This window comes from Mesorhizobium sp. M1329 (assembly GCF_040318035.1).
In the GTDB taxonomy this organism is placed as follows: Bacteria; Pseudomonadota; Alphaproteobacteria; order Rhizobiales; family Rhizobiaceae; genus Mesorhizobium.
Map to the genome: position 1 here is coordinate 184,070 of NZ_JAMYLN010000007.1, position 25,525 is coordinate 209,594.

The following is a 25,525-nucleotide window of genomic DNA, read 5'->3' on the forward strand; positions in this document are numbered from 1 at the left end:
TCCTAAAAGGGCAACCGACTGCGCTCCTGTGGGAATTCGCTTTCCGCGCGAGCGCTCTGTTTTCAAGATGGCATTTGCCTATGACCACAAGCTACTCGCGAGATTATCCGCCGCCGATCGTTTCCGCCTCCGGGCGGAGCTGGCACAACGTCTGATCTGATGCAATCTACGATCGATCTCGCACGCCCAGGCTTGCCGGCCGACACCACGGCCGTGCGGGCACGTCGTTGGTCGGTCTCATGGATTTCGCTGGCCGCCGTCTTTGTCTCGCTGGTTGCGCTGCTGCCGCTTGCCTTCATCGTCTGGGTGGCGATGCACACCGGCTGGGAAACCGTGGCGGCGCTGGTGTTCAGGCCGCGCGTCGGCGAACTTCTGGTCAACACCAGCCTGCTGGTGGTGCTGGCGGTGCCGATCTCGATCGTGCTGTCGGTGGCGCTGGCCTGGCTGACCGAGCGCAGCGATCTGCCGGGTGCCCGCCTATGGGCCTGGCTGTCGGTCGCGCCGCTCGCCATTCCCGCCTTCGTCCACAGTTACGCCTGGATCACCATGGTGCCCAGACTGCACGGCCTGTGGGCCGGCGTGCTTGTGTCGGTCATTGCCTATTTCCCGTTCCTCTATCTGCCGGTGGCGGCGGCCTTGCGTCGGCTCGATCCCGCTCTCGAGGATGCAGCGGCAGCCCTTGGTCTCGGCCCGTGGCGTGTGTTCAGGCGTGTCGTGCTGCCGCAGCTCCGGCTCGCCATTTGCGGCGGCTCCCTGCTGGTCGGCCTGCATCTCCTGGCCGAATACGGGCTCTATGTCTTCATCCGCTGCGACACCTTCACCACCGCGATCGTCGACCAGTTTCAGTCGACCTTCAACGGTCCCGCCGCCAACACGCTGGCCGGCGTGCTGGTGACCTGCTGCCTTGTGCTGCTCGGGCTGGAGGTGCTGGTGCGCGGCGAGGAGCGCTATGCCCGCGTCGGCTCGGGTGCCGCGCGCCACCAGCAGCGCACGAACCTAGGGCGCGCCACCATTCCTTGCCTGCTGCTGCCCGCCATTACCACGCTGCTGGCGCTCGGCGTGCCGTTCGTCACTATCGGCCGTTGGCTTGTGGCCGGCGGCGCCGATGTCTGGCGGCTCGACGAGATCGGCCTGGCGCTTGGCCAGACGCTGTTCCTGGCGATTGCCGGCGCGCTGCTCGCCACCGTCGCGGCAATGCCGATGGCGTGGATTTCGATCCGCGCGCCGGGGCGGCTGCAACGCGTCCTGGAGGGCTGCAACTATATCGTCGGCGCGTTGCCCGGCGTCGTCATCGCCCTGGCGCTGGTCACCACCGCCGTGCGTATCGCCATGCCGCTCTACCAGACCCTGTTCACCATCCTGGTCGCCTATGCGCTGATGTTCCTGCCACGCGCCCTGATTAGCCTCAGGGCGTCGATCGCACAGGCGCCGGTCGAGCTCGAGCGCGCCGCCTCCAGCCTCGGCCGGTCGCCGCTCAAGGCGCTGTGGTCGACGACCATCCGCCTGTCGGCGCCGGGCGCCGCAGCCGGCATGGCGTTGGTCGCGCTGGGTATCATGAACGAATTGACCGCAACCCAGATGTTGGCGCCCAACGGCACCCGCACGCTGGCCATGGCGTTCTGGTCCTATAGCGGCGAGATCGACTATGCGTCGGCGGCGCCTTATGCCCTGATCATGGTGGCGATGTCGCTGCCCTTGACCTGGCTGCTCTACGTCCAGTCGAAGCGGATGGCCGGGCGATGAGCTTTCTCGAGCTGAGCGGCATCCACAAGCACTACGGGCCCGTCGCAGCACTTGCCGGCGTCGATCTCAGCGTGGCCAGCGGCAGCCGTACGGCAATCGTCGGACCGTCCGGTTGCGGCAAGACCACGTTGCTGCGGCTGATCGCCGGCTTCGAGGCGCCGGACCAGGGCCGCATCGTGCTCGACGGCGAGGTGCTGGCCGATGGCGACACGGCCGTGCCGGCGCATCGCCGCGGCATCGGGCTGGTGGCGCAGGACGGCGCTCTATTCCCGCATCTGAGCATCGCCGCCAATATCGGCTTCGGCATGGGCCGTCACGAGGAAAAGCGCAGTGAGCGCATCACTGAGCTCGCCTATGTCGTCGGGCTGGACAAAGGGATCCTGAAGCGCCGCCCGCACGAACTCTCCGGTGGCCAGCAGCAGCGCGTCGCGCTCGCCCGCGCCATGGCGATGAAGCCGCGGCTGATGCTGCTCGACGAGCCATTCTCGGCGCTCGACACCGGCCTGCGCGCCTCGATGCGCAAGGCCGTGGCCGAGCTCCTCGAAACAGCCGGCATCACCACCATTCTGGTCACCCACGACCAGGCCGAGGCGCTGTCATTCGCCAGCCAGGTCGCGGTGATGCGCGACGGCAACTTCTCGCAGGTCGGCACGCCGCGCGAGCTCTATTTCAAGCCGAAGGACAGGATGGTCGCCGAGTTCCTCGGCGACGCCATCGTCCTGCCGGCAAGGATCGCCGATGGCTTCGCCATCTCGCCGCTTGGCCGCATCGCCGTCGACAGCCCGGAGCGGCGCGACGTCGCCCGCATCATGCTGCGGCCGGAGCAGGTGTTGCTGAAACGCACATCGCGTGAAGGCATGTCCGGCACGCCGGACATGCTGTTCGGCGAGGTGACCGAATCGGAGTTCGCCGGCTCGATGTGCACCATCGCGGTGCGTCTGTTGAACAGCCCCGATCCGCCTGACGCCGCCGCCATCGGCAACACGCCGTTGATCCTGCGCAAGCCGGGCATGGACGCGCCGGCGATCGGCGAGATCGTCCGGCTGACCGTGTCGGGCAAGGCGCATGTGTTTGCCTGAACGGTTTTGGACACGCATAGCACCGCTCGGCAGATGAAAGACCAGTCTCAATCGACCCGTTTGCCGGCCTGATCGAACCAATGCAGCTTTTCGGACCTGGCCACGACGCGCAATTGGTCGCCTGGCTTGGCGCTGGCGCGGCCTGAGACGCGCACCACGATGCGGCTGCCGGCTGCCACGCAATGGAGAAAGCTTTCGGCACCCACCGGTTCGACCGCTTCCACTGTCGCCGGCAGCCCGAGCGCGCCGGCCGGCGCCTCTGCCGCGAAGGTGATATCGGCGTCCTCCGGACGAAAGCCGAGTGTCACCGCCTTGCCCTGTCGAGGCGCCAAGCCAATCACAGTACCGTCCGCCAATACCAAGCTTGGGAAGGCCCCTGTGAGCGCCAGCAGATTCATCGGCGGTGCACCTATGAACGAAGCGACGAAGGTCGAGGCCGGCTTCTCGTACACATCAAGCGGCGCGCCGGTCTGCTCGACCAGTCCGGCGTTCATGACCACGAGGATGTCGGCCAGCGTCATCGCCTCAAGCTGGTCGTGCGTGACATAAACCGAGGTGACGCCAAGCGAGCGCTGCAGATTCTTGATCTCGATGCGCATCTGCCCGCGCAATTTCGCATCGAGGTTGGACAGCGGTTCGTCGAACAGGAAGACCTTCGGGTTGCGCACGATGGCGCGGCCCATGGCGACACGCTGGCGCTGACCGCCGGAAAGCTCGCGCGGGCGCCGATCGAGAAGCGCCGAAAGCTCCAGCACCTTGGCTGTCGAGCGTACCCTGCTGTCGATCTCGTCCTTCGGCGTGCCGCGGTTGCGCAGGCCATAGGCCATGTTGTCGTAGACCTTCATATGCGGGTAGAGCGCGTAATTCTGGAACACCATGGCGATGTCGCGTTCGGTCGGGCCAATGGCGTTGACCACCTTGCCGTCGATGGCGACTGTACCGGCAGAAATCGTCTCCAGCCCGGCGATCATCCTCAGCAGCGTGGACTTGCCGCAGCCGGATGGGCCGACCAGCACGCAAAGCTCCTTGTCGGGAATGGCGATGGAGACGCCCTTCACTGCCTCGACACCGCTGGGATAGACCTTTTTCACGTCCTTCAGATCGACGGCCGCCATTAGCTTCTCACTTTTCGGATTCGACCAGGCCGCGCACGAACCAGCGTTGCATCAGCACCACGACGAGGATCGGCGGCACGATGGCCAGCATTGCCGTGACCATCACCAGGTGCCATTGGGTGTCGGCATCGGCAAAGGAAACCATCTTTCTCAGCGCGATGACGATGGTGTTCATGTCGTTGCTGTTGGTGACGAGCAGCGGCCAAAGATACTGCGTCCAGCCATAGATGAAGAGGATCACGAACAGCGCGGCGATGTTTGTCCGCGACAGGGGCACCAGAATATCGAAAAAGAAGCGCCATGGCCCGGCACCGTCGACACGCGCCGCCTCGACCAATTCACCCGGTATGGTCATGAAGAACTGGCGAAACAGCAGCGTTGCGGTGGCCGAGGCGATCAGCGGGATGATCAGGCCGGCATAGGTGTCGATCATGCCGAGATCGACCATCACCTTGTAGGTCGGCAGGATGCGCACCTCGACTGGAAGCATCAAGGTGATGAAGATCAGCCAGAAGAAGGTCATGCGCAGCGGAAAGCGGAAGAACACGATCGCGTAGGCTGACAGGATCGAAATGAAGATCTTTCCGACCGCGACGCCGAGCGCCATGATGGTGGTGTTGAGGAGCAGCCTGCCGACGCTAACACCGCCGATACGACCGATGCCGCCGAACAGCGCCTCGCTGTAATTGTTCAATAGCTGGCCGCCGGGCAACAGCGGCAGCGGCGGCTTGAGGATCGTTTGCAGCGTGTGCGTCGAGGCCACGAAGGTGTAGTAGATCGGAAAAGCCACGATCAATATGCCGAGGATGAGCACGGCATGGGCGATGAAGGTGCGGAGCGGGGACTGGCCGATCATCGCTGCCCTAGCCGTAATGGACTTTGCGTTCCACATAGCGGAACTGGATCGCTGTGAGCGCGATGACGATGGCCATCAGGATGACCGACTGCGCCGCCGAATCGCCCAGGATCAGATTGACGAAGCCGTCATTGTAGACCTTGTAGACCAGCGTCTCGGTCGTCTTGCCCGGCCCGCCGCCGGTGACGGCATGAACGATGCCGAACGTGTCGAACAGGGCATAGACGGTGTTGACGACCAGCAGGAAAAAGGTTGTCGGCGCAAGCAGCGGGAAGACGATGGTCCAGAAGCGCTTGGTTTCGCCGGCGCCGTCCATGGCCGCCGCTTCGATCAGCGTTTTCGGCACCGCCTGCAGGCCGGCGACGAAGAACAGGAAATTGTAGCTGATCTGCTTCCAGGCAGCAGCCGACACCAGCAGGATCATGGCGTGGTTGCCGTTGAGCAGTGGGTCCCATGCGATGCCGAGGCTTCTCAGCAAATAGGCCAACGAGCCGATCGAGGGATTGAACAGGAAAAGCCAAAGCATGCCGGCAATCGCCGGCGCCACGGCGTAAGGCCATATCAATAGTGTGCGGTAGAGGCCTTTGCCGCGCACGGCCTTCTCGGCCATGACCGCCAGCAACAGGGCCGCAACCATGGCAACGATCGCGGTTGCAAGCGAGAACACCACTGTGACCTTGATCGAGTTGAGGTAGGCCGGATCGGCCAGCACCTTCCGGAAATTGGCAAACCAGACGAACCTGCTCTTCAGCCCGAACGGGTCTTGCCTGAGCATCGACTGGTAAAGCGCCTGACCGGCCGGCCAGTAGAAGAAAACCAGGGTGATGGCGAGTTGTGGTGCCACCAGCAGGTAGGGCAGGATCTTGTTGGGAAAGACGATGCGTGCAGACAGGCTGATTTCCCTCGCTATCCAGGCATCGCCCACGCGCGCTCGCGCGGGCGATATTCCAAGCGACTAATGCATGTCGCCCAAAAGTGCGCAGCGGTTTTGGGATAACGACATTCATAAGAACAAGAGCTTAAAGCGCGTAGCATGTGGCCATTCAAACGCGACGCGCTTTAACCGTGATGGTCTCGTTAGTTGTCCAGGGCTTCCTTGATCGCGGCGTTGCCGCGCGCGACCGCATTGTCGAGCGCCTGCTGGGCGGTTTGCTGGCCGGCCAGCATCTTCTCCAGCTCCTCGTTCTGGATATCGCGCACCTGCGGCAGATTCGGCAGGCGCACGCCCTTCGAATTGTCGGTCGGCGACTTTCCGATCATCTGCAGGATGGGTGTCTCGCGGCCGGGGTTCTTGTCATAGAAGCCTGATTTCTTGGTCGCCTCATATGCGGCGAGCGTCACAGGCAGGTATCCCGACTTCTGGTGCAGATATTCCTGCACATCGGTCTTGGACAGATAGGCAAAGAAGGCGGCAACGCCCTTGTATTCCTCGTCCGACTTGTTGCCGAACACCCACAGGCTGGCACCGCCCGGCGTCGTGTTCTGCGGGGCCCCCTTGGCGTCACTGTCGTAAGGAAGCTGGCCGATGCCATAGTTCATGCCGGACTTGACGATATCGCCGAGGCCGCCCGACGATTCGGTGAAGATGCCGCATTCGCCGGCGAGGAATATCTGCTTGGCTTCGGAGGTGCGTCCGCCATATTTGAACGTGCCGTCCTTGGCCAGGTCAGCGAGCGCCTGGAAGTGGTTGACGAAAATCGGCGCATTGATCTTGAGTTCGACATCACCGCCGGCCAGGCCATTCTGTTGGCTGGCCCAAGGCACGTCATTCCACGCCGCGAAATTCTCCAAGTGGATCCAGGTCAGCCAGGTCGAGGTATAACCGCAAGAGGCGGCGCCGCTCGTCTTAATCTTCTTGGCAGCTTCCCACACCTCGTTCCAGGTCTTGGGCGGATTTTTCACGTCGAGGCCTGCCTTCTGGAAGATGTCCTTGTTGTAGTAGAGGATCGGTGAGGAAGAGTTGTAGGGGAACGACAGCATGGTGCCGTCCGGCTTCGAATAATAGCCGACGATGCCGGGCAGATACTGGCTCTTGTCGAAGGTCATCCCGGCACCGGTCATCACATCGGCCACCGGCTTAATCGCACCCTCGGCCGCCATCATCACGCCGGTGCCGACATCGAACACCTGGAGGATATCGGGCGCTTGGCCGGCGCGGAATGCAGCGATGCCCGCATTCAGCGTCTCTGGATAGGTGCCCTTGAACACCGGAACGAGCTCATAGTCGCTCTGGCTGGCGTTGAAATCCTTGGAGATCTTGTCAACGACCTCGGCGTTGGCGCCGGTCATGGCGTGCCACCAACTGATCTGCGTGACGGCGAAGGCGGATGTGGTGGAAAGCAGGGTCAAGGTGGCGGCAATACCGGCCGCGAAGCCGAAGAACTTCATGTTTCATCGCTTGCCGCACTCGTCTGTGGAATTTCTTGCTTCTCAGCGGTTAATCTCCTTAAGCATGTCGGCCGATCGACCGAGCGAAACCGGCTTGCCTGGCTGATGATCGCCGCGGCCTCGACCGGGTTCGGCATATGGGCGACGCATTTCATCGCCATGACCGCGTTTACGCCGGGAATACCTAACGCATACAATCCGGCATTATCCGCCTTTTCGCTTGCCGCCGCCGTCATCCTGACCGCGCTTGGGATGTGGGTCGCCACTTTGCGCCGCGGCATCGACCATTTCCTCGTCGGTGGCGCCATCCTGGGCGGCGCCATCGCGACGATGCACTACATCGGCATGGCCGCTTTCGAGGTCGAAGGCCGGGTCGTATGGAACCTGCTCCTTGTCGCGATATCGCTTCTGGCCGGCGTGACCCTTGCGGCACTGGCGCTTCTTGTAGTCTTGCGCCGCCCGTCAGCGCTCGCCACTCTCGGCGGCGCCGCGCTTTTGACGCTGGCGATCTGCAGCCTGCATTTCATCGCGATGGCCGCGGTGTCGATCATTCCGGATTCCGCGATTGAAATATCGGCACATTCAATCGATCCCGTTTCCCAGGCCTTTGCTGCAGCGGTCGCCAGCCTGATAATCCTTGTGCTGTCGGGCACCGCCCTGTGGATCGACCTGCGCTTTCGCCGCCAGAAGCTCGAGGCCGATCGCATGCACGATCTCGCGAATGCCGCGGTGGAAGGTCTGATCGTTTGCGATGGCACCCGCATCGTCAGCGCCAATGACAGTATGGCTAAGCTGACCGGAACAGCGACAGCCACCCTCAACACGATGCAACTCGGCGAGCTTTTCGACGGACGGAGCGCAGCCGATATATCCGGCTTCGGCGAACAGGCGCAGGAAGCGAAATTAAGGGGCAGCGACGGCGCGAGAATTCCTGTCGAGCTGATCGCCAGGAAGATCACCTACTGCGGCAGGCCTCATACGGTGCTTGCCGTCCGCGACATCCGTGAGCGCAAGAAGGCGGAAGAAGAGATCCTCCGCCTCGCGCATTTCGATCCACTTACCGGGCTTGCCAATCGGCGGAGCTTTTCTTCCCGGCTGGAAGCAGAATTCGCATCGATGGATCGTGGCGGCAAGGACGGATATCTGGCGCTCCTGCTGCTTGACCTCGACCGGTTCAAACAGGTCAACGACCTCTATGGCTACGGCGCCGGCGATGCCATGCTGCAGAAGCTGGCGCACTGCATTTCCGGCATCCCGCGCCACGGACAGATGCTCGCACGTCTCGGCGGCGATGAATTTGCCATCATAGCTCCGAACCTCCCCGACCCCCTGGCCGCAGGCAGGATAGCCGAGGACTTGCTGGCGGCGATCCGCGAGGAAAACAGGGTTTCGGTCGGCTCCGGCCTCGTCTCGGCCAGCATCGGCATCGCCTTCTTTCCGCTGGATGCCGAAGACCAGGCCGGACTGATCAGCCATGCCGATACGGCACTCCATCGCGCCAAGACCGAAGGCCGGGACACCTATCGGTTTTTCGAGATAGCCATGGGCACCGCGGCCCGCGACAAGCGCGTGATGGAGCATGAACTGCGCCAGGCGATCGCCCGCAAGGAGTTCCACCTCGTCTATCAGCCGCAGAAGGAGATCCGCGGCGGCAGGATGATCGGCTTCGAAGCCCTGGTCCGTTGGCAGCATCCGGAGCGGGGTGACATTTCTCCGGCCGTTTTCATCCCCGTGGCAGAGGACAGTGGCGCAATCGCCCAGATCGGCGACTGGGTGCTGACGACGGCCTGTAACGATGCTGCTCGCTGGACAAACCCGCTAATGGTCGCCGTCAACGTCTCCGCCGTGCAACTTCACAATCCGAACTTCAGCCGCAAGGTGCACGACGCATTGTCGAGATCCGGCCTGGCCCCCGGCAGGCTCGAACTGGAGATCACCGAAACGGCCCTGGTGAAGGACATGCCGCGCGCGCTCGCAACCTTGAGGCAGGTCAAGGCGCTTGGCGTGCATGTGGCGATGGACGATTTTGGCACCGGCTACTCTTCTCTGTCCAACCTTAGCGCCTTTCCCTTCGACAAGATCAAGATCGACGGGTCGTTCATCAAATCGGTCGACAAGAACGCCCAGTTCGCGGCGATCGTTCGCGCCGTGCTGGGGCTTGGACGCGGTCTCGGCCTGCCAGTCCTTGCGGAGGGCATCGAGACGCCGGGTGAATTGCAGTTCCTGGACGCCGAGGCTTGCGAGATCGGGCAAGGCTATTACCTCGGCAAACCGGCTCCGATCGAAACATTCGGCGAACTGACGGGCGTGGCCGCTCCGGCAATCCGCACCGCCAGCCGACGCGGCGCAAGCATTGCCGTGCTCAAGCCGCGCCTGCGCACGGTCTGAGCCTATCCTGGCTGAAGCGCCGCCTCGACCAGACGCTTGGCATCCGGCCCCGACCATTCGGCCGGGCCGTTCATATGGGCGATCAGGCAGCCTTGCCGATCGATCAGCATGGTGACGGGTAGACCGAGCGCAAGGCCACGTGTCTTGACGTCATTGAACAGCGCCATGGTGGCATCGCGATAGTAGCCGAGCGACTTGACGCCGGTGTCCTCCAGGAACTTCTTCGGTTTGGCATCGTCGCCGGCATCGACGTTGACGGCAACAACCTGAAACGCATCGCTGCCCATCTCCTTCTGCAGCGCATCGAGCGCCGGCATTTCGGCGCGGCAAGGTGCGCACCATGTCGCCCACAGATTGAGCAGCACCGTCTTGCCGGCATGATCGGCGATCGTCGTCGGCTTGCCGTCCGGGCCGTTGAAGGCAAGGCTTTTCAGCGATTGCGGCGGATCCGCCGGCAAAAGCGCGGCAACCTGGCCGGTGGCAGCGGAGGCGATCTTCTTGGCACGGTCGGTCTTGGCGGCGCAGGCGACGTCGTCCTTGCCGCCGCCGGCGGCCACTTGCGCGGGCGCCTTGTTGCCAGAACTGCTTTCCCTGACATATACCGCGACCGCGCCGGCCAGCACGCCCGCAACCAAAGCGGCGAGGATGAGACGCAAAGCCGGGAAAAATCTATTGCCGTCTGCCATTTTTGAAAAATTGCTCCGGAGCACGGGTTATAGCGATGAACGACAAGAAGGCCAGCAACCAGATGTGGGGCGGACGTTTTGCCTCGGGTCCGGCCGCAATCATGGAAGCGATCAACGCGTCGATCTCGTTCGACCGCAAACTCTATGCGCAGGATATTCGCGGCTCGATCGCCCATAGCCAGATGCTGGCGCAAACGGGCATTATTTCGGCGGCCGATCAAGAAAAAATCGCTCACGGACTGAACACGATCCTGGCAGAGATCGAGGCCGGCACATTCGAGTTCTCGACCAGGCTGGAAGACATCCACATGAATGTCGAGGCTCGTCTGGCCGATCTGATCGGCCCCGCCGCCGGCCGCCTGCATACCGCCCGCTCGCGCAACGACCAAGTGGCGGTCGACCTCAGGCTGTGGGTCAAGGACGAGTGCTTTCGCGTCGCCGAGGCGCTGAAGGGACTGATCACGGCGTTCCTGGATCGGGCCGAGGAGCATGCGGCAACGGTCATGCCGGGCTTCACCCACATGCAGGCAGCGCAGCCGGTGACCTTCGGCCACCACTGCATGGCCTATGTCGAGATGTTTGCGCGCGACCTGTCTCGCGTACGCGACGCGATCGAGCGGATGGATGAAAGCCCACTCGGCGCTGCCGCCCTTGCCGGCACCAGCTTTCCCATCGACCGGCACCAGACGGCGAAGGCGCTTGGCTTCCGCGAGCCGATGCGCAATTCGCTCGACAGCGTTTCGGACCGCGATTTCGCGCTCGAGTTCCTGGGCCTGGCGGCGATCTGCGCGACGCATCTGTCGCGGCTGGCCGAAGAGATCATCATCTGGTCGACGCCGCAATTCGGCTTCGTCAGGCTGTCGGATAGTTTCTCGACAGGTTCCTCGATCATGCCGCAGAAGAAGAACCCCGACGCTGCCGAACTGGTTCGCGGCAAGACTGGCCGCGTCACCGGCCATCTGGTCGGTCTGCTGACGGTGATGAAGGGCATGCCGCTGACCTATGGCAAGGACATGCAGGAAGACAAGGAATCCGTCTTCGATGCGGCAGAGACACTCGACCTGATGCTGGCGGCGATGACTGGCATGATGCGCGACATGACGGTGAACACTGCCGCGATGAAAAAGGCGGCCGGCGCCGGCTATTCGACTGCGACCGACCTCGCCGATTGGCTGGTGCGCACGCTCGGCCTGCCGTTCCGCGAGGCGCACCATATCACTGGCCGGGCGGTGGCGCTGGCCGAGGACAGGAAGGTCGGGCTCGACAGGCTTTCGCTGGAGGACCTGCAGTCCATTCACCCCGGTATCAGCGCCGACGTGTTTTCGGTTCTCGCCGTGCAGAATTCTGTGAAGAGCCGCACAAGCTTCGGCGGCACCGCGCCGTCCGAGGTGCGCAGGCAGATCCGCTACTGGAAAAAGCGGCTCGCCAAGGCGTAGAACGCGGGGTGCAATGGCCGCAAAACTCGGCTAGAAGCGGCTGCGGGCAACAGTTTCGGACGGATGGCACGATGACCGGAAGCAGGATTTTGGTGACGCTGGCGCTGGTGGCAGCAATGGCCACCGTTGCGGCTTGCGGCAGGAAGGCTGCGCTCGATACGCCCTACGCGGCAGCCGTGCAGGCCCGCAAGGACGCCGAGAAGGCCAAGCAACCTTTGCCGCCGGAGCCGGAAAAACCTGTCGAGGACAAGAAATTCATCCTCGACCCGCTGCTCTGATTTTTCGGACCAATCTCGTGAACCATTTCGACTACCGCGACGGCGCGCTGCATGCCGAGGACGTGGCGATATCAGACATCGCCGCCAGCGTCGGCACGCCGTTCTATTGTTATTCGACGGCGACGCTGACCAGGCATTTTCGCGTCTTCACAGAGGCCTTTGCCGGGCTCGACGCTCTCGTCTGCTATGCCATGAAGGCGAATTCCAACCAGGCCGTGCTGAGGGTGCTGGCAAGGCTCGGCGCCGGCGCCGACGTGGTCTCGGAGGGCGAATTGCGCCGCGCTTTGGCGGCCGGCATCCCGGCAAGCAAGATCCTGTTTTCGGGCGTCGGCAAGACCGCGCGCGAAATGGATTTTGCGCTCTCGGCCGGCATTCTCTGTTTCAACGTCGAATCCGAACCGGAGCTGGAGCTGCTGTCGGCTCGCGCCACCGCGCTGGGCAAGATCGCGCCGATCTCGCTGCGCATCAATCCGGATGTCGACGCCAGGACGCACAAGAAGATTTCGACTGGGAAGGCCGAGAACAAGTTCGGCATTCCCTGGCAACAGGCGCGGAAGGTCTATTCCCGCGCGGCTGAGCTGCCGGGCATCAAGGTGACCGGCATAGACACCCATATCGGCAGTCAGATCACCGAATTGCAGCCCTTCGACGACGCCTTTGCGCTGCTGGTGGAGCTGGTCGGCGCCTTGCGCTCCGACGGTCATGCCATCGAGCACATCGATGTCGGCGGCGGCCTTGGCATTCCCTATCGCGTCGACAACAACCCGCCGCCTTTGCCCGATGCCTATGCCCAGATCGTCAGGAAGCATGTTGCCAAACTTGGGCTGAAAGTGATGTTCGAGCCAGGCCGGCTGATCGTCGGCAATGCCGGCATCCTGGTCTCGCAGGTGATCTTCGTGAAGGACGGCGACGCCAAGAACTTCCTCGTCGTAGACGCCGCGATGAACGATCTGATCCGGCCGACGCTTTACGACGCTTTCCACGACATCAGGCCGGTGGCGCAGCAGCCGGCCGCAGCACCACGCATGAAGGTCGACGTCGTTGGCCCGGTTTGTGAGACCGGCGACTATCTCGGGCTCGACCGTGACCTGCCCCGGCTGAAATCCGGCGACCTGATCGCTGTCGCCACCGCCGGCGCCTATGGCGCCGTCCAGGCCGGCACCTACAATACCAGGCTGCTGGTACCGGAAGTGCTGGTCGACGGCGACCGCTTCCACGTTGTGCGCCCGCGCCGGACCTATGACGAGCTGATCGGACTGGATTCGGTGCCGGACTGGTTGAAGTAGAACTCTGCAGCTACAGCCGGTGCTGAATGAGCGCCCTGGTCTCGGCGATTCTGTCCTCGTTCCGGCGATAGAATATCCACTGCTTGATGCGCTTGCTGCGCAAAAGCCCTGCCTGGGTGAGCACGCGCATATGCTCGCTGAGCGTTGCCTGGGTGATCCCCAGCTTTTCCGCGATCAGCAGCGCGCAGACGCCGTCCTCGACCAGATCGCCGTCCGTCTGCGGCGGAAAATGCGCGCGCGGGTCCTTGAGCCAATCGAGGATCTGCAGCCTGCGCTCGTTGGCAATCGCTTTGAAGACGTCGACCTCTTGCATTTAGGTACTTTGCCAAGTTACTAAGTAATGTCAACTCTGAATGTCAGCTCTGGGGAGTGAAAGCATGCCGCACGGCCACACGATCACACGCGAGCGCATCGCTGCAATGGAGCCGCGCATCCGGCCCTACGTGCGCCACACGCCGGTGCTGCGCGTCGACATGGCCGATTTCGGCCGCCCGCCTCTACCTGTCGACCTGAAGCTTGAGTGCTTGCAGCATTCCGGCTCGTTCAAGGCGCGTGGTGCGTTCACCAATCTCCTCGAACGGCCGGTTCCTGCGGCCGGCGTCGTCGCCGCATCGGGCGGCAACCACGGCGCCGCCGTCGCCTATGCCGCCATGCGGCTCGGCCACAAGGCGACCATCTTTGTTCCCGAGGTGAGCCCGCCGGCCAAGCTGGACCGCATCCGCGGTTACGGCGCCGAGCTGATCGTCGGCGGCGCCCGTTATGCCGAGGCGCTGGCCGCCAGCGAGAGCTTCGCCGAAAAATCCGGCGCGCTGCAGATCCACGCCTTCAACCAGGAGGAGACGCTGGTCGGGCAAGGCACGCTCGGCCTCGAGATCGAGGCCGACCTGCCGAAGCTCGACACCCTGCTGGTCGCCGTCGGTGGGGGCGGCCTGATCGGCGGCATCGCCGCCTGGTTTTCCGGCCGCATCAGGATCATCGCCGTCGAACCGGAGGGTGCGCCGACGCTTCATCGCGCCTTCGAGGCGGGCCGACCCGTCGACGCGCCGGCGGAGGGCATCGCCGCCGATTCGCTCGCGCCGAAGCGTGTCGGCGAAATGATGTTTCCTATCGCCGAGGCATTCGTCGAGCGCTCGATCCTTGTCGGCGACGACGACATTATCGCCGCCCAGGCGGCGCTCTGGGACCGCGTGCGAATCATCTCCGAGCCGGGTGGTGCGGCCGCCTTCGCGGCGCTCCTGTCCGGCCGCTACGCACCGGCTGCAGGCGAGCGCGTTGCCGTGCTGGTCTGCGGCGCAAACGCCAATCCGGCGAAATTCTGACAATATCCGGGGCATTATTGTTCACGTTTTGGGGAACCGCCTCGCCTTCGCCGTGTTTGTTGGTATCCTTAGGACGATGTGCATCCGCTTGGACGCACGAAGTACGCGCTAAGATTTTAGGTCTTCGCATCGTGCTTCCCGAAAATCGACTTTTCGGGCCCATGCGATAGACTCGTGAGGCCCGGGCTATCCGCCCGGCCAGGAAGGGCCGATGACACAACGACCCATCTTCACCAGCGATCGCAGTCTGGCCAGGCGACTTGCCCTGAGCCGGCTGGGAACGCAGGTCTCGATAATCGTCGAACGCGGCTGGCCATTGCTGCTGCCACTGATCGTCGTCGCCAGCCTGTTCCTCAGCATCTCGTGGCTCGGCCTGTTCCCATTTTTGCCCGATCTGGCGCGGATCGGTCTCATCACGGCATTCGGCGTCGCAGCTCTTGCCGCACTCTACCCGCTGCGTTTCTTCCGCACGCCATCCAGTGCCGAGGTCGACCGCCGCATCGAGGCGGCCAACCGATTGCTGCACAGCCCGGTGCAGGTCCAGACCGATCGCCCGAGCGGCAAGGAAAGCATTTTTTCGCAAGCCCTGTGGCGCGAGCATCAGCGGCGCATGGCGGACCGGCTGGGTGAGCTTGGCGGCGACGTGCCGCGCACACGCGTGCCGGAACGCGACCCGTGGGCGCTGCGCGCCGTTGCCGCGCTTTTGTTGGTAACTGCCTTTGCCTTCTCCTTTGGGCCATCGGGCGGCAGGCTGAGCGACGGTTTTGTTGCCCGTGCCGCCCGCGACGTCGTGCCGCCGCGCATTGATGCCTGGGTGACGCCGCCGGCCTATACCGGCAGGCCGCCGGTATTCCTGAACGCCCCGGCCCTGGCCAACAACGCCACTCAAACGGCGGCGACCTTCACTGTTCCGGAGGGCAGCGACGTGTCCCTGCGCGTCACCGGCGGTTCGGGCGAGGAAACGCTGAGCTACGCCGACACCGGCGGTAACACCCGCGCCATCGATCCGACCGGGCCGCAAGCCGCCAAGACTGAGGCAAGTCCGGCAACGCCTTCCACCGTGCGCCAGTTCAGCGGCAAGTTGACGGCCGATGGCACGCTGACGCTGCAGTCCGGCGACGGCGAGCTCGGCCGCTGGGCCTTCGCCATAATTCCCGACAAGCCGCCGCAGATCCGCTTTGTCGGCGAGCCGAAACGCGCCGTCAACGGTGCTTTCGAGCTCAACTACCAGATCGACGACGACTATGGCGCGGCCTCCGCAAAGGCGGTTTTCGCATTGGCCGATCCGCCGGCGCCCAACGCGCATCCGCTCTATGGCCCGCCGGAAATGCCGCTGACGTTACCGCGCCGCGGCGGCAAGGCCAATGCCGCCAGGACGACGAAGGACCTGACCGACCATGTCTGGGCCGGCGGCAACGTCAAGCTGTCGCTTGTCGCCACCGACGGTGCCGGACACACGGCGACCAGCGAAACCAAGACGCTGGTGATGCCGGAGCGGCCATTCTCCAACCCGTTGGCGCGGGCGGTGGTCGAGCAGCGCCGCATACTGGCGCTCGACGCCTATGCCAAGGACCGAGTGCTCGACCTGATGGATGCGATCACGCTCAGGCCCGAAGACACGTTCGACAACATGGCGCACTACCTCGCCATCATGAGCGCCCGCACCCGGCTGAAGATGGCCGACAGCGACGACCAGTTGCGCGACGAGGTCGCTTACCTCTGGGAGATCGCGCTCGGTATCGAGGAAGGCAATCTTTCGGCGGCCGAGAAGCGGCTGCGCCAGGCGCAGCAAGCGCTGCAGGATGCGATCAAGAATGGCGCCAGCGACCAAGAGATCGAAAAGGCGATGAAGGAACTGCGCGAGGCGATGAACCAGTTCCTGCAGGAATTCGCGGCGCGGGCGCAGCAGAATCCGAATGCGCCACAGATGCAGCAGAACGGCCAGGAACTGCGCCAGAGCGACATCGACCGCATGATGGACCAGATCGAGAACCTGGCGAAATCCGGCAATCGCGACCAGGCGCAGCAATTGCTGTCCGAACTGCAGGACATGATGAACAATCTGCAGGCAGGCCGCCAGCAGCAAGGCGGCCAGCAAGACAGCGAGATGCGCCAGCAAATGGACAAGCTGGGCGAGATCATGCGGCGCCAGCAGGAGATGATGAACGACACTTTCCGTATGGACCAGATGCAGCGCGGCCAGCAACAGCGCGGGCAGAACCGCGACGAGCAGCTCGGCGAGAACGGTGAGCCAGGCCCGATGGGCGAAGAGGGCAAACCCGGCCCGGGTGACGACCGCGATCCGCTCGGCCGGCCGAACCCGATGACGCCGCAGGAATTTGCTGATGCGCTGAAGCAATTGCAGGAAGGTCAGGGCAAGCTGCAGAGCGAGCTCGATCAATTGAGGAAGAGCCTCGAAGGCATGGGCCTCGACCCCAATGAGGGGTTTGGCGAGGCCGGCAAATCCATGGGCAATGCCGAACAGGCGCTCGGCGAGGGCGAAGGCGACCAGGCCGTCGGTCATCAGGGCCGCGCATTGGAAGCCTTGCGCAGGGGCGCCAAGGACATGATGAAGCAATTGCAGGCGATGCAAGGCGACCAGGGCGGCAACGGGCAAGGCGGACGCCAGCAGAATGCCGACCGTGACCCGCTCGGGCGGCCCCGCACCAGCGAGGGTCCCGACGACGGAAGTTCGGTAAGGGTGCCTGACGAGATCGATGTGCAGCGTGCCCGCCAGATCCTCGAAGCAATCCGCAAGCGGCTCGGCAATGCGCTCAGCCCCGATATCGAGCGCAGCTATCTGGAGCGGTTGCTGGAGCTGAAGTAGGGCTGCCTATATTCGGAAGATCGCTGCGCGGGGTCCGGGTCGGCCGCCATCGCCGGACCGAGTGGCATGCTTTAACGGTTGGTGAACGCTTCGCGGATCGCCTCTTCCATACCGTCGATGGCCTCGCCGGAAGCGTTCGGGTTGCGCCGCAGCACCACGTTCGAGGAATCGATGTCGCCGAACCCGTCGGCGGCCGTAAGCTCGCGGCAGCCGGCCGGGATGTTGCTGCGCGAGATCGGCGCAATCGCCAGCCCGGAGGTGACGGCGAGCCGCAGGCCGCCGTTGGTATCGCTGGTGTAGGCGACACGATAGGCGAGATCGCGCTGTTCCAGCGACTTTATCGCGAAATCCTTGCACCAACCGGCACGGTTGTAGAGCGCGATCGGCACCGGCCGCTCCTCATGCATGTGATGCAGCTCCGACGTCACCCATACGGTCGGGTCATGCATCAGCACTTCACCGCCCGACAGATCCTGCCATTCGAACACCACCGCCAGATCGAGATCGCCGGCGGCGAGCGCCGCGATCTGCGCACCGGAATGCGCGTAGCGGACGGTGATGTCGACCTGAGGATGGCGCTTGGCAAAGGCGCCGAGCGCGCGCGACAGGATCGCGTGGCCATATTCCTCCGGGATACCGATGCGCACCGGCCCGCCAAGCGGCGCCGCGACCATCGATGCCGCCGTCTCGTCGAGCAGTGAAACGATGCGCCTGGCGTTGGCGACGAGCTCGCCGCCGCGCCGCGTCAGCGCCACACCGCGCGAGCCGCGCTCGAACAGGCTGTCGCCGACCATGCCTTCGAGCTTCTTCATCTGCATCGAGACCGCCGACTGGGTGCGGCCGGCCCGCTCCGCCGCCTTGGTGAAATTGCCGGTGTCGGCGACCGCCACGAAGGTGCGCAACAGGTCGCTGTCGAGATTGGGTCGCATGTGCCCGCCATAAGGAAATCTGATTGCTGGCATCATTCCAATTCGTTTGCAACATGTCAAACGGCGGACGATAGTCGCCTTACCCATTGGATATGCGGCCGCGAAATCGGCTGCGGACCAATCAAAGTCCTCACTCGTACCCGCTGCCCGAAACGGTGGCGGGTTCTTTTTACCCGGATGCAGGCCTGCTTTCGGCCGCGCACGCGGGAGATCAGGAGCGCCTATGCAGAATCGGCTTGTGCTCGGCATCCTCAGCCTCTGTCTCGGCGTGCTGGTCTTTTCGCTGCAGGATCCGCTGGTCAAGGCGGTGTCGAGCCACTATCCGGTCACCGAGGTGATGGCGATCCGCTCGATCGTCGCCCTGCCGATCCTGGTTTTCCTTGTCCACGCCGATGTCGGATTGCAGGCGATCCTGTCGAAGCGGTTCGGCATGCTGACGATGCGCGCCTTCATCCAGTTCACCTCCTATACGGCCTACTATCTGGCAATCGCCGCCCTGCCGCTGGCTGACGCGGTAGCGCTCTATTTCATGGCGCCGCTGTTCATCATGGCGCTGGCCGGCCCTTATCTCGGCGAACGCGTGTCCTGGCAGGCGCTCGCCACCGTCCTGGTCGGCATGCTCGGCGTGCTGGTGATGGTGCGCCCGGGTGCCGGTTTGTTCGACTGGGCAGCGCTGTTGTCGCTAGGCTCGGCTCTGCTCTACGGTTTCTCGCAGCTGATGGCACGCAAGATCGGCGACACCGAATCCTCGACTGTCATGGCGTTCTATCAGAACGGCGCCTATCTGGTCGGCGCCGCCTTGGTGGCGGGATTGTTTTGGCTGGCAGGCATAGACCACGCCATGCATCCGAGCCTCGAATTCCTCGTCCGGCCATGGGTCTGGCCGACGACGCCGGATCTGCTCAAGATGGGAGCATGCGGCTTCGTTGCCTCGGCCGGCATGATCCTGTTGTCGCAGGCCTACCGGCTGGCGCCCGCCAACAGCGTCGCCACCTTCGAATACACCGGTATCATCTGGTCGCCGCTATGGGGTTTTCTGTTCTTTGCCGAAGTGCCGCGACCAGCGACGGCGACCGGCGCAGCCCTCATCATCGGCGCCGGCCTGTTTGCGCTCAATGCCAGCCGGCGCCGGAGCGGCGCGCCAGCCATTGCGGCGACCTGCGACCCTGCCTGAAGGCGGTCGGCCTTGGGCTTTAGGCGAAGCAGGCGAGCGTCTGTTCGACGCGGGCGCGGATTTCAGCCAGCGTGAACGGCTTTTGCACGACGTCCAGAATAATGCCGTTCAATTCCTCGGCGCGCTCGCGCTGGTCGGCATAGCCGGTCATCAGCATGATCTTCATCGCCGGGAACAGCGCCGCTGCCGCCTTGGCCATCTCGATGCCGTCCATTTCCGGCATGCGGATGTCGGACAGCACAAGGTCATAGCTCCCTTGCGCCGCCCGGATCAGAGAAAGGCCATGTGCGCCGTCGGCGGCAACAGTGACATTATGCCCGGCGCGTTCGAGCGCACGAGCGGCGAGAGTGCGGACGGATTCATCATCCTCGACGATCAGGAGCTTTGCCATGGGCAGGATATTTGGCGGGGAAAAGTTGATGTTTTCTGAACCGCGAGCGGCGACAACCCAACCAATGCATGCCGCGCAAAAGTGTGCAGCGGTTTTGCGATATAAAACAAGGACCTAAAGCGCGTCGCATAAGGCCGGTCGAGCGCGACTCGCTTTTAGGCGTCGCCCTTGACGACGCCGACAAAAGGCAATTCGCGAAACGCGTGGGCGACGTCCATGCCATAACCGACGACGAAATAATCGGGGCAGTCGAAGCCGACATAGTCGGCGTTGAGCGTGGTCTGGCGGCGCATGCGCTTGTCGAGCAGCACGGTGATGGCACAGCTCCGCGCGCCGCGCGACAGCATGAGGTCGCGGGTGAAACTCAGCGTCTTGCCGGATTCCAGAATGTCGTCGATCAAAAGCACATCGCGACCGGCGACCTCGTTGTCGATGTCGCGCAGCACCCTCACCTCACCGCTGGTCGTGCCGGCGCCATAGCTGGAGATGAAGATGAACTCGACCTCCGGCGACAGGCCGACATCGTGCATGGCACGGATAAGATCGGCGGCGAAGATGAACGATCCCTTCAGCACCGAGATTACCAGAAGGTCGTGGTAGTCGTGCCCGGCGATCTCCTTGGCAAGTTCCAGGTTCCGCCGCGCGATGGCGGACGCCGAAAACAGGACTTCGATGTCCTTGCCGCGCACAACTGGCATTGGCTGCCTTTCCAGAAATGTCGCCTTTGCAGGCGAAGCCGACCGAAACGGTCTTCAACCCGTTTCTAGGCCTGTCGTGCCATCTGGCAAGGCCAAATCTTTCGCAGGGCGCCCGCGAACGGTCGGATATCCCAGCGCGTCGCGAATCGTTTATCTGGTGACCTGTTGATTTTCTGCCGCCGCTCTAACGAACCAGCGCATGGCCGCCCGAAATCCAGAAAGCGGCAAAGGCGGCACCGACGCCGACAATCCAGAAGATCGGCCCACCATGCACCCACAACGGCCGTTCGATGGCGGTTTCGGGCTTGCGCAACATGTCCATGCCTTCGATCGAAGGCGTGGAAATCATGCGCGCAGGCGGCGGCGTAAAGTCTGGACGTGTAAAATGGCTGGGCAGCACCTCATAGTCGGCATCGATGACGTCGGCGGTCACGTCATGCATGATGCGTTCCGGCTCGGCGGCCGGATCGGTCATGATTTCGCCGGAAACCGGGCGCGCGGTTCGATCCTCAGCCATCATGGCCCAACACTACGGCACCTGTTCGCTGTTCGTTTCTTTTGGGTAAACGGAAATGGTTAACGCTTCCCCACCGGAACCCCTGTGACTCGCTCGAAAAGCCCCCAAATTAACCGTCGGTTAACCATGCCGGCCGATGGTCTTTCCACAGAAGGGGCTGGCATCTTGCCGCCGAGAATTTCAGGTCGTCGAAAGTGATCCGCTTCGAAAATGTCGGCCTCCGTTATGGCATGGGTCCGGAGATTCTCCGCGACATCTCCTTGCACATTCCGGAGCGCTCCTTTCAGTTCCTGAGCGGGCCTTCAGGCGCCGGCAAGACGACGTTGCTGCGGCTTTTGTTCATGTCACTGAAGCCGACGCGCGGCCTGATCACCATTTTCGGCAAGGACCGCTCGCGCATCTCGCGTACCGAATTGCCGCATCTGAGACGACGCATCGGCGTGGTGTTCCAGGATTTTCGCCTGCTCGACCATATGACCACCTACGAGAACGTGGCCTTGCCGCTGCGCGTGCGCGGCCGCGAGGAGGCGACCTACCGCACCGACGTCACCGAGCTGCTGAAATGGGTTGGCCTCGGCGAGCGCATGCATGTGCTGCCGCCGGTGCTGTCTGGCGGCGAGAAGCAGCGCGCCGCGATAGCCCGGGCGTTGATCGAGCAGCCCGAGATCCTGCTCGCCGACGAGCCGACCGGCAATGTCGACCCGCCGCTGGCGCGACGCTTGCTGCGGTTGTTCATCGAGCTCAACCGGCTGGGCACCGCCGTGGTGATCGCCACACACGACCTCGGCCTGATGGAACAGGTCGATGCACGGCGAATGATCCTGGCCGGCGGAAGGCTGGACATCTATGACTGAGCTCTCCGTCGAACATTTCGAGGGTCAGGACGCCGCGGCGGCAAAGCCCCGCGTCCAGCGCAAAATGGCGCCGATCGTGCCGGCGCAGAACATCGCCGGCCGGGCGCTGGTGCTGGTCATCGCCATCATGACGTTTCTATCCTGCCTGACGTTTGGCGCAGTCACGCTGGTGCGTGACACCGCCTCCGTCTGGGAGAACCAGATCTCGCGCGAAGCGACCATCCAGATCAAGCCGGTCGACGGCCTCGACATGGAGGCTGCACTTGCACTGGCCTCGCAGATCGCCGGCGAATTCCCCGGCGTGAAGAGCGCCAGGATCGTCGACCGCGAAGCGACGGCCCGGCTGCTCGAGCCTTGGCTGGGCTCGGGCCTGAACATCGATGAGCTGCCGGTGCCGCGCTTGATCATCATCACCATCGACGAGAATAGTCCGCCCGATTTCGCCGCACTGCGCGCGGCAATCACGCCGAAGCTGCCGAGCGCCTCGCTCGACGATCATCGCACCTGGGTCGACCGGCTGGTTGCCATGGCCCGCACCACGGTTACGATCGGTATCGCAGTGCTGGCGCTGATGCTGTCTGCGACGGTGCTGACCGTTGTATTCGCGACGCGCGGCGCCATGGCCGGCAATGGTCACATCATCGAGGTGCTGCATTTCGTCGGCGCCGAGGCGCGCTTCATCGCGCGCGAATTCCGCCGGCATTTTCTGGTCACCGGCATGAAGGGCGCCGCGGCAGGCGGCGCCGCGGCGATCCTCGTCTTCATCGTCTTCTCCTGGTGGTCGTCACGCAACATGGCGACACCGCAGGCCGATCAGGCGACTGCCCTGTTCGGCAATTTCGCCATCGGCTCGGCGGGTTATCTCGGGGTCGCTGTCATGGTGCTGGTGATCGGCGCGCTGACGGCGGCAACCTCCCATTTCACCGTGGTTACCTATCTCAGCGACATCGACATTCGCCAGCCGGACGCCGGCTAAAGGAAAGATCGATCACGGATGAAAACTCATCGTCACGAAAATTGCATTTTTTTCCTACCAAAGGCCGTATTTCGGGATTAACCATTTCATGATGGACGTTCGGGACTCGACCGATACCGCTGGATGCATGCCAGTGCTGGTTGCGCGCCCGCCCGTATTCGCCGAGCCTGATGAATTTGCCAAGCCGGATCAGTTCGCCAAACATGGGCGGCTGCTGGCAGCCCGCTCCTTGCGCATCTCGGCTCTCCTTCTGCTCGCCTTTATGGCGCTGTTTATCGCCGGCTTCGGCTGGTTCGCCAATACCGTCAGCCGTCTGACGACGCCCGCCAATCCGGCCAGGGCCGACGCTATCATCGTGCTGACCGGCGGCCAGTCGCGCCTCGACGCTGCGATGGGCCTGCTTGCCTCAGGCAAGGGCGAGCGGCTGCTGATCAGCGGCGTCCATCCCTCCGCCAGCCGCCGCCAGCTTCAGGCCGCGACCGGCGGCGACAAGAGGCTGTTTTCCTGCTGCGTCGACATCGACCGCGCCGCGCTCGACACGATCGGCAATGCCGAGGAAAGCGCCAAATGGGTCGAGGACCATGCCTACGGCACCGTCATTCTCGTCACCAACAATTATCACATGCCGCGCAGCCTGCTGGAAATGGGCCGGCTGCTGCACGGCGCAAGGCTCGAGCCCTATCCGGTGGTCAACACCAACCTCGAGAATGGCGGCTGGCTGACCAAACCGGGAGCGCTGCGCGTGCTGTTCACCGAATACAACAAATACCTGCTGGCGCTGGCGCGCGGCATCATGCCGGTGAAGCGAACCGACAGCGTGACGCTGGCCGACGCCGCGGGCGGAAGCTGAACGGCACCGGCACTTTTATTCCCTTGCTCTTATCCCCTGGCCGCTGCATCCGATCGCAAGCGTGCGATCTCCCGTTCGAGCCGTTCGATGCGCTTGTCGCGTTCGCCGAGCGCCGCCGCCACGTCGGCCGCTTCGAAACGCTGCGGTATGTGCTGCGAGCAATTTGAATCCCAAGCCGAAACCGTAAACAGGATGATCTGCTCGGGTCGCGCCTTATAGTCTTGCGGCATCAGCTTTGCCGTCAGCTCGGCATCGCCCTCGACGACTTGCGCTTTGCCCCAGATCTTGATGCGCTGCCGGTGCGCATAATCGATCAGGAACAGGAAAGCCTGTGGGTTGTCGCTGAGGTTGCCCTGGGTGATGAACTGCCTGTTGCCGGAAAAATCGGCAAAGCCGATCGTCCGCTGGTCGAGTACCTTGAGGAAACCGGCAGGCCCGCCGCGATGCTGGATGTAAGGCTGCCCGTCCGCATTGGCGGTCGACAGAAAGACACTGGTCTGCCCCTCGATGAAGGCGGCGAGATCGGGCGTGATTACCGCCTGCCAGCCGCCACGCTCCTCGACACGGGCATAGGCCTGGCGCGAGCCCTTGCGGGCCTGGATCGCCTTCACCGTCGGGGTGAAGGCGACATCGCTGGTGTGAGCGTTCATGGAAGCCCTCCTTTACGCGCCGAGTTGCGCTGCATTGTTCGCCCACGAAATAGGGCCTTCCGTCTTCGAGATGCAGATGCCATATCTGCAATCTACCCTTCCGTTTTTCGGAAGGGCAAATTTTTCGGGAGAACTATGGATCGCCTCCAGTCTATGTCGCTTTTCGTTGCCGCGGCGGAGACAGGCAGCCTCTCGGCTGCCGGGCGCCGCTTCGGCATTCCGCTGACGACGGTCAGCCGCAAGGTTTCGGACCTGGAAAGGCACCTGAAGACACGGCTGTTGAACCGCTCGGCGCGGCAGCTGTCGCTGACCGATGCAGGCCACGCGTATCTCGCCGCCTGTCGTCGCATTCTCGATGAGGTCGGCGAGGCCGAGCGAATAGCCGCCGGCGAATACAGCGCCCCGACCGGCGAACTGATCGTCACTGCTCCGATCGTCTTCGGCCGCCTGCATGTGCTACCGGTCATCACCGGCTTCCTCTCCGTCTATCCTGAGGTAAGTGTGCGGCTGACACTCGCCGACCGGATAACCCAGTTGGTCGAAGAGCACATCGATCTCGCCATCCGCATCGGCGAGCTTGCCGATTCGAGCCTGATCGCCACCCGCCTGGGTTCGATCCGCCGCGTCGTTTGCGCGAGCCCGGCCTATCTCGCCGAGCACGGCACACCGCAAACGCCGCAAGAGCTTGCAGCACACAGTGCCATCACCTTCGAAGGGCTCACCGCCGCAGCCTGGAGCTTCGCCACCGGCAAGACTGAATTCAGCGTGCCGGTCCGCTCCAGGTTACGGGTCAACACGGCTGAGGCAGCAATCGATGCGGCGATTGCCGGCGTCGGCGTGACGAGGCTGCTTTCCTACCAGATCGCCACCGCCGTCCGGTCGGGTACGCTGCGCCCGGTGTTGCAAGAGTTTGAGCCAGACCCATGGCCGGTGAGCCTCGTCCATGCCGGCCAGGGGCTACTGCCGGTGAAGCTGCGCGCATTCCTCGACTTCGCCGCCCCGCGCCTGAGACAGCGCCTGCTGCAGGCGGCGTGGCAAACGTGACGAAGACGGCCCATCGCAAGGCCGGGCCGATCGCCCGCCTC

General features: G+C 63.5%; 24 protein-coding genes. 13 read left to right on the forward strand and 11 right to left on the reverse strand.

All coding sequences use genetic code 11. From position 1 onward, the window contains the following. Positions 1–159: 159 nt before the first annotated feature. Together NKH21_RS09755 and NKH21_RS09760 are read left to right on the forward strand one after the other, a co-directional pair. Entirely contained in the window at positions 160–1,743 is a 1,584-nt protein-coding gene (locus NKH21_RS09755; RefSeq protein ID WP_352864550.1) for an ABC transporter permease, read from the forward strand. Further along, entirely contained in the window at positions 1,740–2,822 is a 1,083-nt protein-coding gene (locus NKH21_RS09760) for an ABC transporter ATP-binding protein (protein ID WP_352668933.1), read from the forward strand. Before NKH21_RS09755 ends, NKH21_RS09760 begins: the two co-directional genes overlap by 4 nt. A gap of 47 nt (positions 2,823–2,869) precedes the next feature. On the opposite strand, the gene NKH21_RS09765 is transcribed toward NKH21_RS09760, so the two are convergent. The 4 genes from NKH21_RS09765 to ugpB form a co-directional block, all read right to left on the reverse strand. Beyond that, positions 2,870–3,937 (reverse strand): sn-glycerol-3-phosphate import ATP-binding protein UgpC, encoded by a 1,068-nt coding sequence (locus NKH21_RS09765; RefSeq protein ID WP_352668935.1) that lies wholly within the window; start codon positions 3,935–3,937, stop codon positions 2,870–2,872. A gap of 7 nt (positions 3,938–3,944) precedes the next feature. Further along, the gene (gene ugpE / locus NKH21_RS09770; RefSeq protein WP_352668937.1) at positions 3,945–4,793 is read right to left on the reverse strand and encodes a sn-glycerol-3-phosphate ABC transporter permease UgpE; all 849 of its coding nucleotides are present in this window, start codon (positions 4,791–4,793) and stop codon (positions 3,945–3,947) included. Between the two features lie 7 nt (positions 4,794–4,800). Continuing rightward, complete coding sequence (gene ugpA, locus NKH21_RS09775; RefSeq protein WP_352864585.1) at positions 4,801–5,685, reverse strand: sn-glycerol-3-phosphate ABC transporter permease UgpA; 885 nt, start codon at positions 5,683–5,685, stop codon at positions 4,801–4,803. 185 nt (positions 5,686–5,870) lie between these two features. Further along, entirely contained in the window at positions 5,871–7,181 is a 1,311-nt protein-coding gene (gene ugpB / locus NKH21_RS09780; protein ID WP_352668939.1) for a sn-glycerol-3-phosphate ABC transporter substrate-binding protein UgpB, read from the reverse strand. Between the two features lie 105 nt (positions 7,182–7,286). On the opposite strand from ugpB, the gene NKH21_RS09785 reads away from it, so the two are divergent. Then, positions 7,287–9,569 carry a bifunctional diguanylate cyclase/phosphodiesterase gene (locus NKH21_RS09785; RefSeq protein WP_352864554.1) on the forward strand — a complete coding sequence of 761 codons (2,283 nt, stop codon included), beginning with the start codon at positions 7,287–7,289 and terminating at the stop codon, positions 9,567–9,569. 2 nt (positions 9,570–9,571) lie between these two features. Here NKH21_RS09785 and tlpA read toward each other — a convergent pair whose 3' ends face one another. After that, positions 9,572–10,255 carry a thiol:disulfide interchange protein TlpA gene (gene tlpA, locus NKH21_RS09790; RefSeq protein WP_352668941.1) on the reverse strand — a complete coding sequence of 228 codons (684 nt, stop codon included), beginning with the start codon at positions 10,253–10,255 and terminating at the stop codon, positions 9,572–9,574. Positions 10,256–10,290: 35 nt separating this feature from the next. Here tlpA and argH point away from each other — a divergent pair, with 35 nt between their 5' ends. From argH to lysA, 3 genes are all read left to right on the forward strand, one after another. Next, a complete protein-coding gene (argH, locus tag NKH21_RS09795; protein WP_352668943.1) occupies positions 10,291–11,691 on the forward strand; it encodes an argininosuccinate lyase in 1,401 nt (466 codons plus the stop codon). A gap of 71 nt (positions 11,692–11,762) precedes the next feature. Then, positions 11,763–11,969: a hypothetical protein gene (locus NKH21_RS09800; RefSeq protein WP_352668945.1), complete on the forward strand. Its 207-nt coding sequence runs from the start codon at positions 11,763–11,765 to the stop codon at positions 11,967–11,969. Positions 11,970–11,986: 17 nt separating this feature from the next. Then, positions 11,987–13,255: a diaminopimelate decarboxylase gene (lysA, locus tag NKH21_RS09805; protein ID WP_352668948.1), complete on the forward strand. Its 1,269-nt coding sequence runs from the start codon at positions 11,987–11,989 to the stop codon at positions 13,253–13,255. A gap of 10 nt (positions 13,256–13,265) precedes the next feature. Here lysA and NKH21_RS09810 read toward each other — a convergent pair whose 3' ends face one another. Then, positions 13,266–13,568, reverse strand: a complete 303-nt coding sequence (locus NKH21_RS09810; RefSeq protein WP_023677929.1) for an ArsR/SmtB family transcription factor — start codon at positions 13,566–13,568, stop codon at positions 13,266–13,268. A gap of 64 nt (positions 13,569–13,632) precedes the next feature. Between NKH21_RS09810 and NKH21_RS09815 the strand changes: the two genes are divergently transcribed. Together NKH21_RS09815 and NKH21_RS09820 are read left to right on the forward strand one after the other, a co-directional pair. Continuing rightward, a complete protein-coding gene (locus NKH21_RS09815) occupies positions 13,633–14,574 on the forward strand; it encodes a threonine/serine dehydratase (RefSeq protein ID WP_352668950.1) in 942 nt (313 codons plus the stop codon). Between the two features lie 211 nt (positions 14,575–14,785). Further along, the gene (locus NKH21_RS09820) at positions 14,786–17,401 is read left to right on the forward strand and encodes a TIGR02302 family protein (protein WP_352668951.1); all 2,616 of its coding nucleotides are present in this window, start codon (positions 14,786–14,788) and stop codon (positions 17,399–17,401) included. Between the two features lie 71 nt (positions 17,402–17,472). On the opposite strand, the gene NKH21_RS09825 is transcribed toward NKH21_RS09820, so the two are convergent. Beyond that, positions 17,473–18,330 (reverse strand): LysR family transcriptional regulator, encoded by an 858-nt coding sequence (locus NKH21_RS09825; RefSeq protein WP_352668952.1) that lies wholly within the window; start codon positions 18,328–18,330, stop codon positions 17,473–17,475. 223 nt (positions 18,331–18,553) lie between these two features. On the opposite strand from NKH21_RS09825, the gene NKH21_RS09830 reads away from it, so the two are divergent. Continuing rightward, on the forward strand, positions 18,554–19,504 hold the full coding sequence (locus NKH21_RS09830) for a DMT family transporter (protein WP_352668955.1): 951 nt from the start codon (positions 18,554–18,556) through the stop codon (positions 19,502–19,504). A gap of 19 nt (positions 19,505–19,523) precedes the next feature. Here the strand turns inward: NKH21_RS09830 and NKH21_RS09835 are convergent, their stop codons facing one another. From NKH21_RS09835 to NKH21_RS09845, 3 genes are all read right to left on the reverse strand, one after another. Further along, positions 19,524–19,895, reverse strand: coding sequence for a response regulator (locus NKH21_RS09835; protein ID WP_352668957.1), 372 nt, complete (start codon positions 19,893–19,895; stop codon positions 19,524–19,526). Positions 19,896–20,050: 155 nt separating this feature from the next. Continuing rightward, positions 20,051–20,593: a hypoxanthine phosphoribosyltransferase gene (hpt, locus tag NKH21_RS09840; RefSeq protein ID WP_352864560.1), complete on the reverse strand. Its 543-nt coding sequence runs from the start codon at positions 20,591–20,593 to the stop codon at positions 20,051–20,053. Between the two features lie 184 nt (positions 20,594–20,777). Then, positions 20,778–21,068 carry a hypothetical protein gene (locus NKH21_RS09845; RefSeq protein WP_352668960.1) on the reverse strand — a complete coding sequence of 97 codons (291 nt, stop codon included), beginning with the start codon at positions 21,066–21,068 and terminating at the stop codon, positions 20,778–20,780. A gap of 236 nt (positions 21,069–21,304) precedes the next feature. Here NKH21_RS09845 and ftsE point away from each other — a divergent pair, with 236 nt between their 5' ends. The 3 genes from ftsE to NKH21_RS09860 all read left to right on the forward strand — a co-directional run bounded on the left by ftsE (position 21,305) and on the right by NKH21_RS09860 (position 23,790). Further along, a complete protein-coding gene (gene ftsE, locus NKH21_RS09850) occupies positions 21,305–21,964 on the forward strand; it encodes a cell division ATP-binding protein FtsE (protein WP_023677923.1) in 660 nt (219 codons plus the stop codon). After that, on the forward strand, positions 21,957–22,940 hold the full coding sequence (locus NKH21_RS09855; protein WP_352505094.1) for a cell division protein FtsX: 984 nt from the start codon (positions 21,957–21,959) through the stop codon (positions 22,938–22,940). Before ftsE ends, NKH21_RS09855 begins: the two co-directional genes overlap by 8 nt. Positions 22,941–23,028: 88 nt before the next feature. After that, positions 23,029–23,790, forward strand: coding sequence for a YdcF family protein (locus tag NKH21_RS09860; RefSeq protein ID WP_352668963.1), 762 nt, complete (start codon positions 23,029–23,031; stop codon positions 23,788–23,790). Positions 23,791–23,819: 29 nt separating this feature from the next. Here NKH21_RS09860 and NKH21_RS09865 read toward each other — a convergent pair whose 3' ends face one another. Further along, a complete protein-coding gene (locus tag NKH21_RS09865; RefSeq protein ID WP_352668965.1) occupies positions 23,820–24,440 on the reverse strand; it encodes a pyridoxamine 5'-phosphate oxidase family protein in 621 nt (206 codons plus the stop codon). A 135-nt stretch (positions 24,441–24,575) separates the two neighbouring features. Between NKH21_RS09865 and NKH21_RS09870 the strand changes: the two genes are divergently transcribed. After that, positions 24,576–25,484 carry a LysR family transcriptional regulator gene (locus NKH21_RS09870; protein ID WP_352668967.1) on the forward strand — a complete coding sequence of 303 codons (909 nt, stop codon included), beginning with the start codon at positions 24,576–24,578 and terminating at the stop codon, positions 25,482–25,484. The last annotated feature ends 41 nt before the right edge of the window (positions 25,485–25,525 follow it).

Excerpts from the sequence above, each read along its gene's own strand:
- NKH21_RS09755 (WP_352864550.1), top strand. The coding sequence starts at position 160 with ATGCAATCTACGATCGATCTCGCACGCCCAGGCTTGCCGGCCGACACC.
- NKH21_RS09760 (WP_352668933.1), top strand. The coding sequence starts at position 1,740 with ATGAGCTTTCTCGAGCTGAGCGGCATCCACAAGCACTACGGGCCCGTC.
- NKH21_RS09765 (WP_352668935.1), bottom strand. The coding sequence starts at position 3,937 with ATGGCGGCCGTCGATCTGAAGGACGTGAAAAAGGTCTATCCCAGCGGT.
- ugpE (WP_352668937.1), bottom strand. The coding sequence starts at position 4,793 with ATGATCGGCCAGTCCCCGCTCCGCACCTTCATCGCCCATGCCGTGCTC.
- ugpB (WP_352668939.1), bottom strand. The coding sequence starts at position 7,181 with ATGAAGTTCTTCGGCTTCGCGGCCGGTATTGCCGCCACCTTGACCCTG.
- NKH21_RS09785 (WP_352864554.1), top strand. The coding sequence starts at position 7,287 with ATGATCGCCGCGGCCTCGACCGGGTTCGGCATATGGGCGACGCATTTC.
- tlpA (WP_352668941.1), bottom strand. The coding sequence starts at position 10,255 with ATGGCAGACGGCAATAGATTTTTCCCGGCTTTGCGTCTCATCCTCGCC.
- argH (WP_352668943.1), top strand. The coding sequence starts at position 10,291 with ATGAACGACAAGAAGGCCAGCAACCAGATGTGGGGCGGACGTTTTGCC.
- NKH21_RS09800 (WP_352668945.1), top strand. The coding sequence starts at position 11,763 with ATGACCGGAAGCAGGATTTTGGTGACGCTGGCGCTGGTGGCAGCAATG.
- NKH21_RS09810 (WP_023677929.1), bottom strand. The coding sequence starts at position 13,568 with ATGCAAGAGGTCGACGTCTTCAAAGCGATTGCCAACGAGCGCAGGCTG.
- NKH21_RS09815 (WP_352668950.1), top strand. The coding sequence starts at position 13,633 with ATGCCGCACGGCCACACGATCACACGCGAGCGCATCGCTGCAATGGAG.
- NKH21_RS09820 (WP_352668951.1), top strand. The coding sequence starts at position 14,786 with ATGACACAACGACCCATCTTCACCAGCGATCGCAGTCTGGCCAGGCGA.
- NKH21_RS09825 (WP_352668952.1), bottom strand. The coding sequence starts at position 18,330 with ATGCGACCCAATCTCGACAGCGACCTGTTGCGCACCTTCGTGGCGGTC.
- NKH21_RS09830 (WP_352668955.1), top strand. The coding sequence starts at position 18,554 with ATGCAGAATCGGCTTGTGCTCGGCATCCTCAGCCTCTGTCTCGGCGTG.
- NKH21_RS09835 (WP_352668957.1), bottom strand. The coding sequence starts at position 19,895 with ATGGCAAAGCTCCTGATCGTCGAGGATGATGAATCCGTCCGCACTCTC.
- hpt (WP_352864560.1), bottom strand. The coding sequence starts at position 20,593 with ATGCCAGTTGTGCGCGGCAAGGACATCGAAGTCCTGTTTTCGGCGTCC.
- NKH21_RS09845 (WP_352668960.1), bottom strand. The coding sequence starts at position 21,068 with ATGACCGATCCGGCCGCCGAGCCGGAACGCATCATGCATGACGTGACC.
- NKH21_RS09855 (WP_352505094.1), top strand. The coding sequence starts at position 21,957 with ATGACTGAGCTCTCCGTCGAACATTTCGAGGGTCAGGACGCCGCGGCG.
- NKH21_RS09860 (WP_352668963.1), top strand. The coding sequence starts at position 23,029 with ATGATGGACGTTCGGGACTCGACCGATACCGCTGGATGCATGCCAGTG.
- NKH21_RS09865 (WP_352668965.1), bottom strand. The coding sequence starts at position 24,440 with ATGAACGCTCACACCAGCGATGTCGCCTTCACCCCGACGGTGAAGGCG.
- NKH21_RS09870 (WP_352668967.1), top strand. The coding sequence starts at position 24,576 with ATGGATCGCCTCCAGTCTATGTCGCTTTTCGTTGCCGCGGCGGAGACA.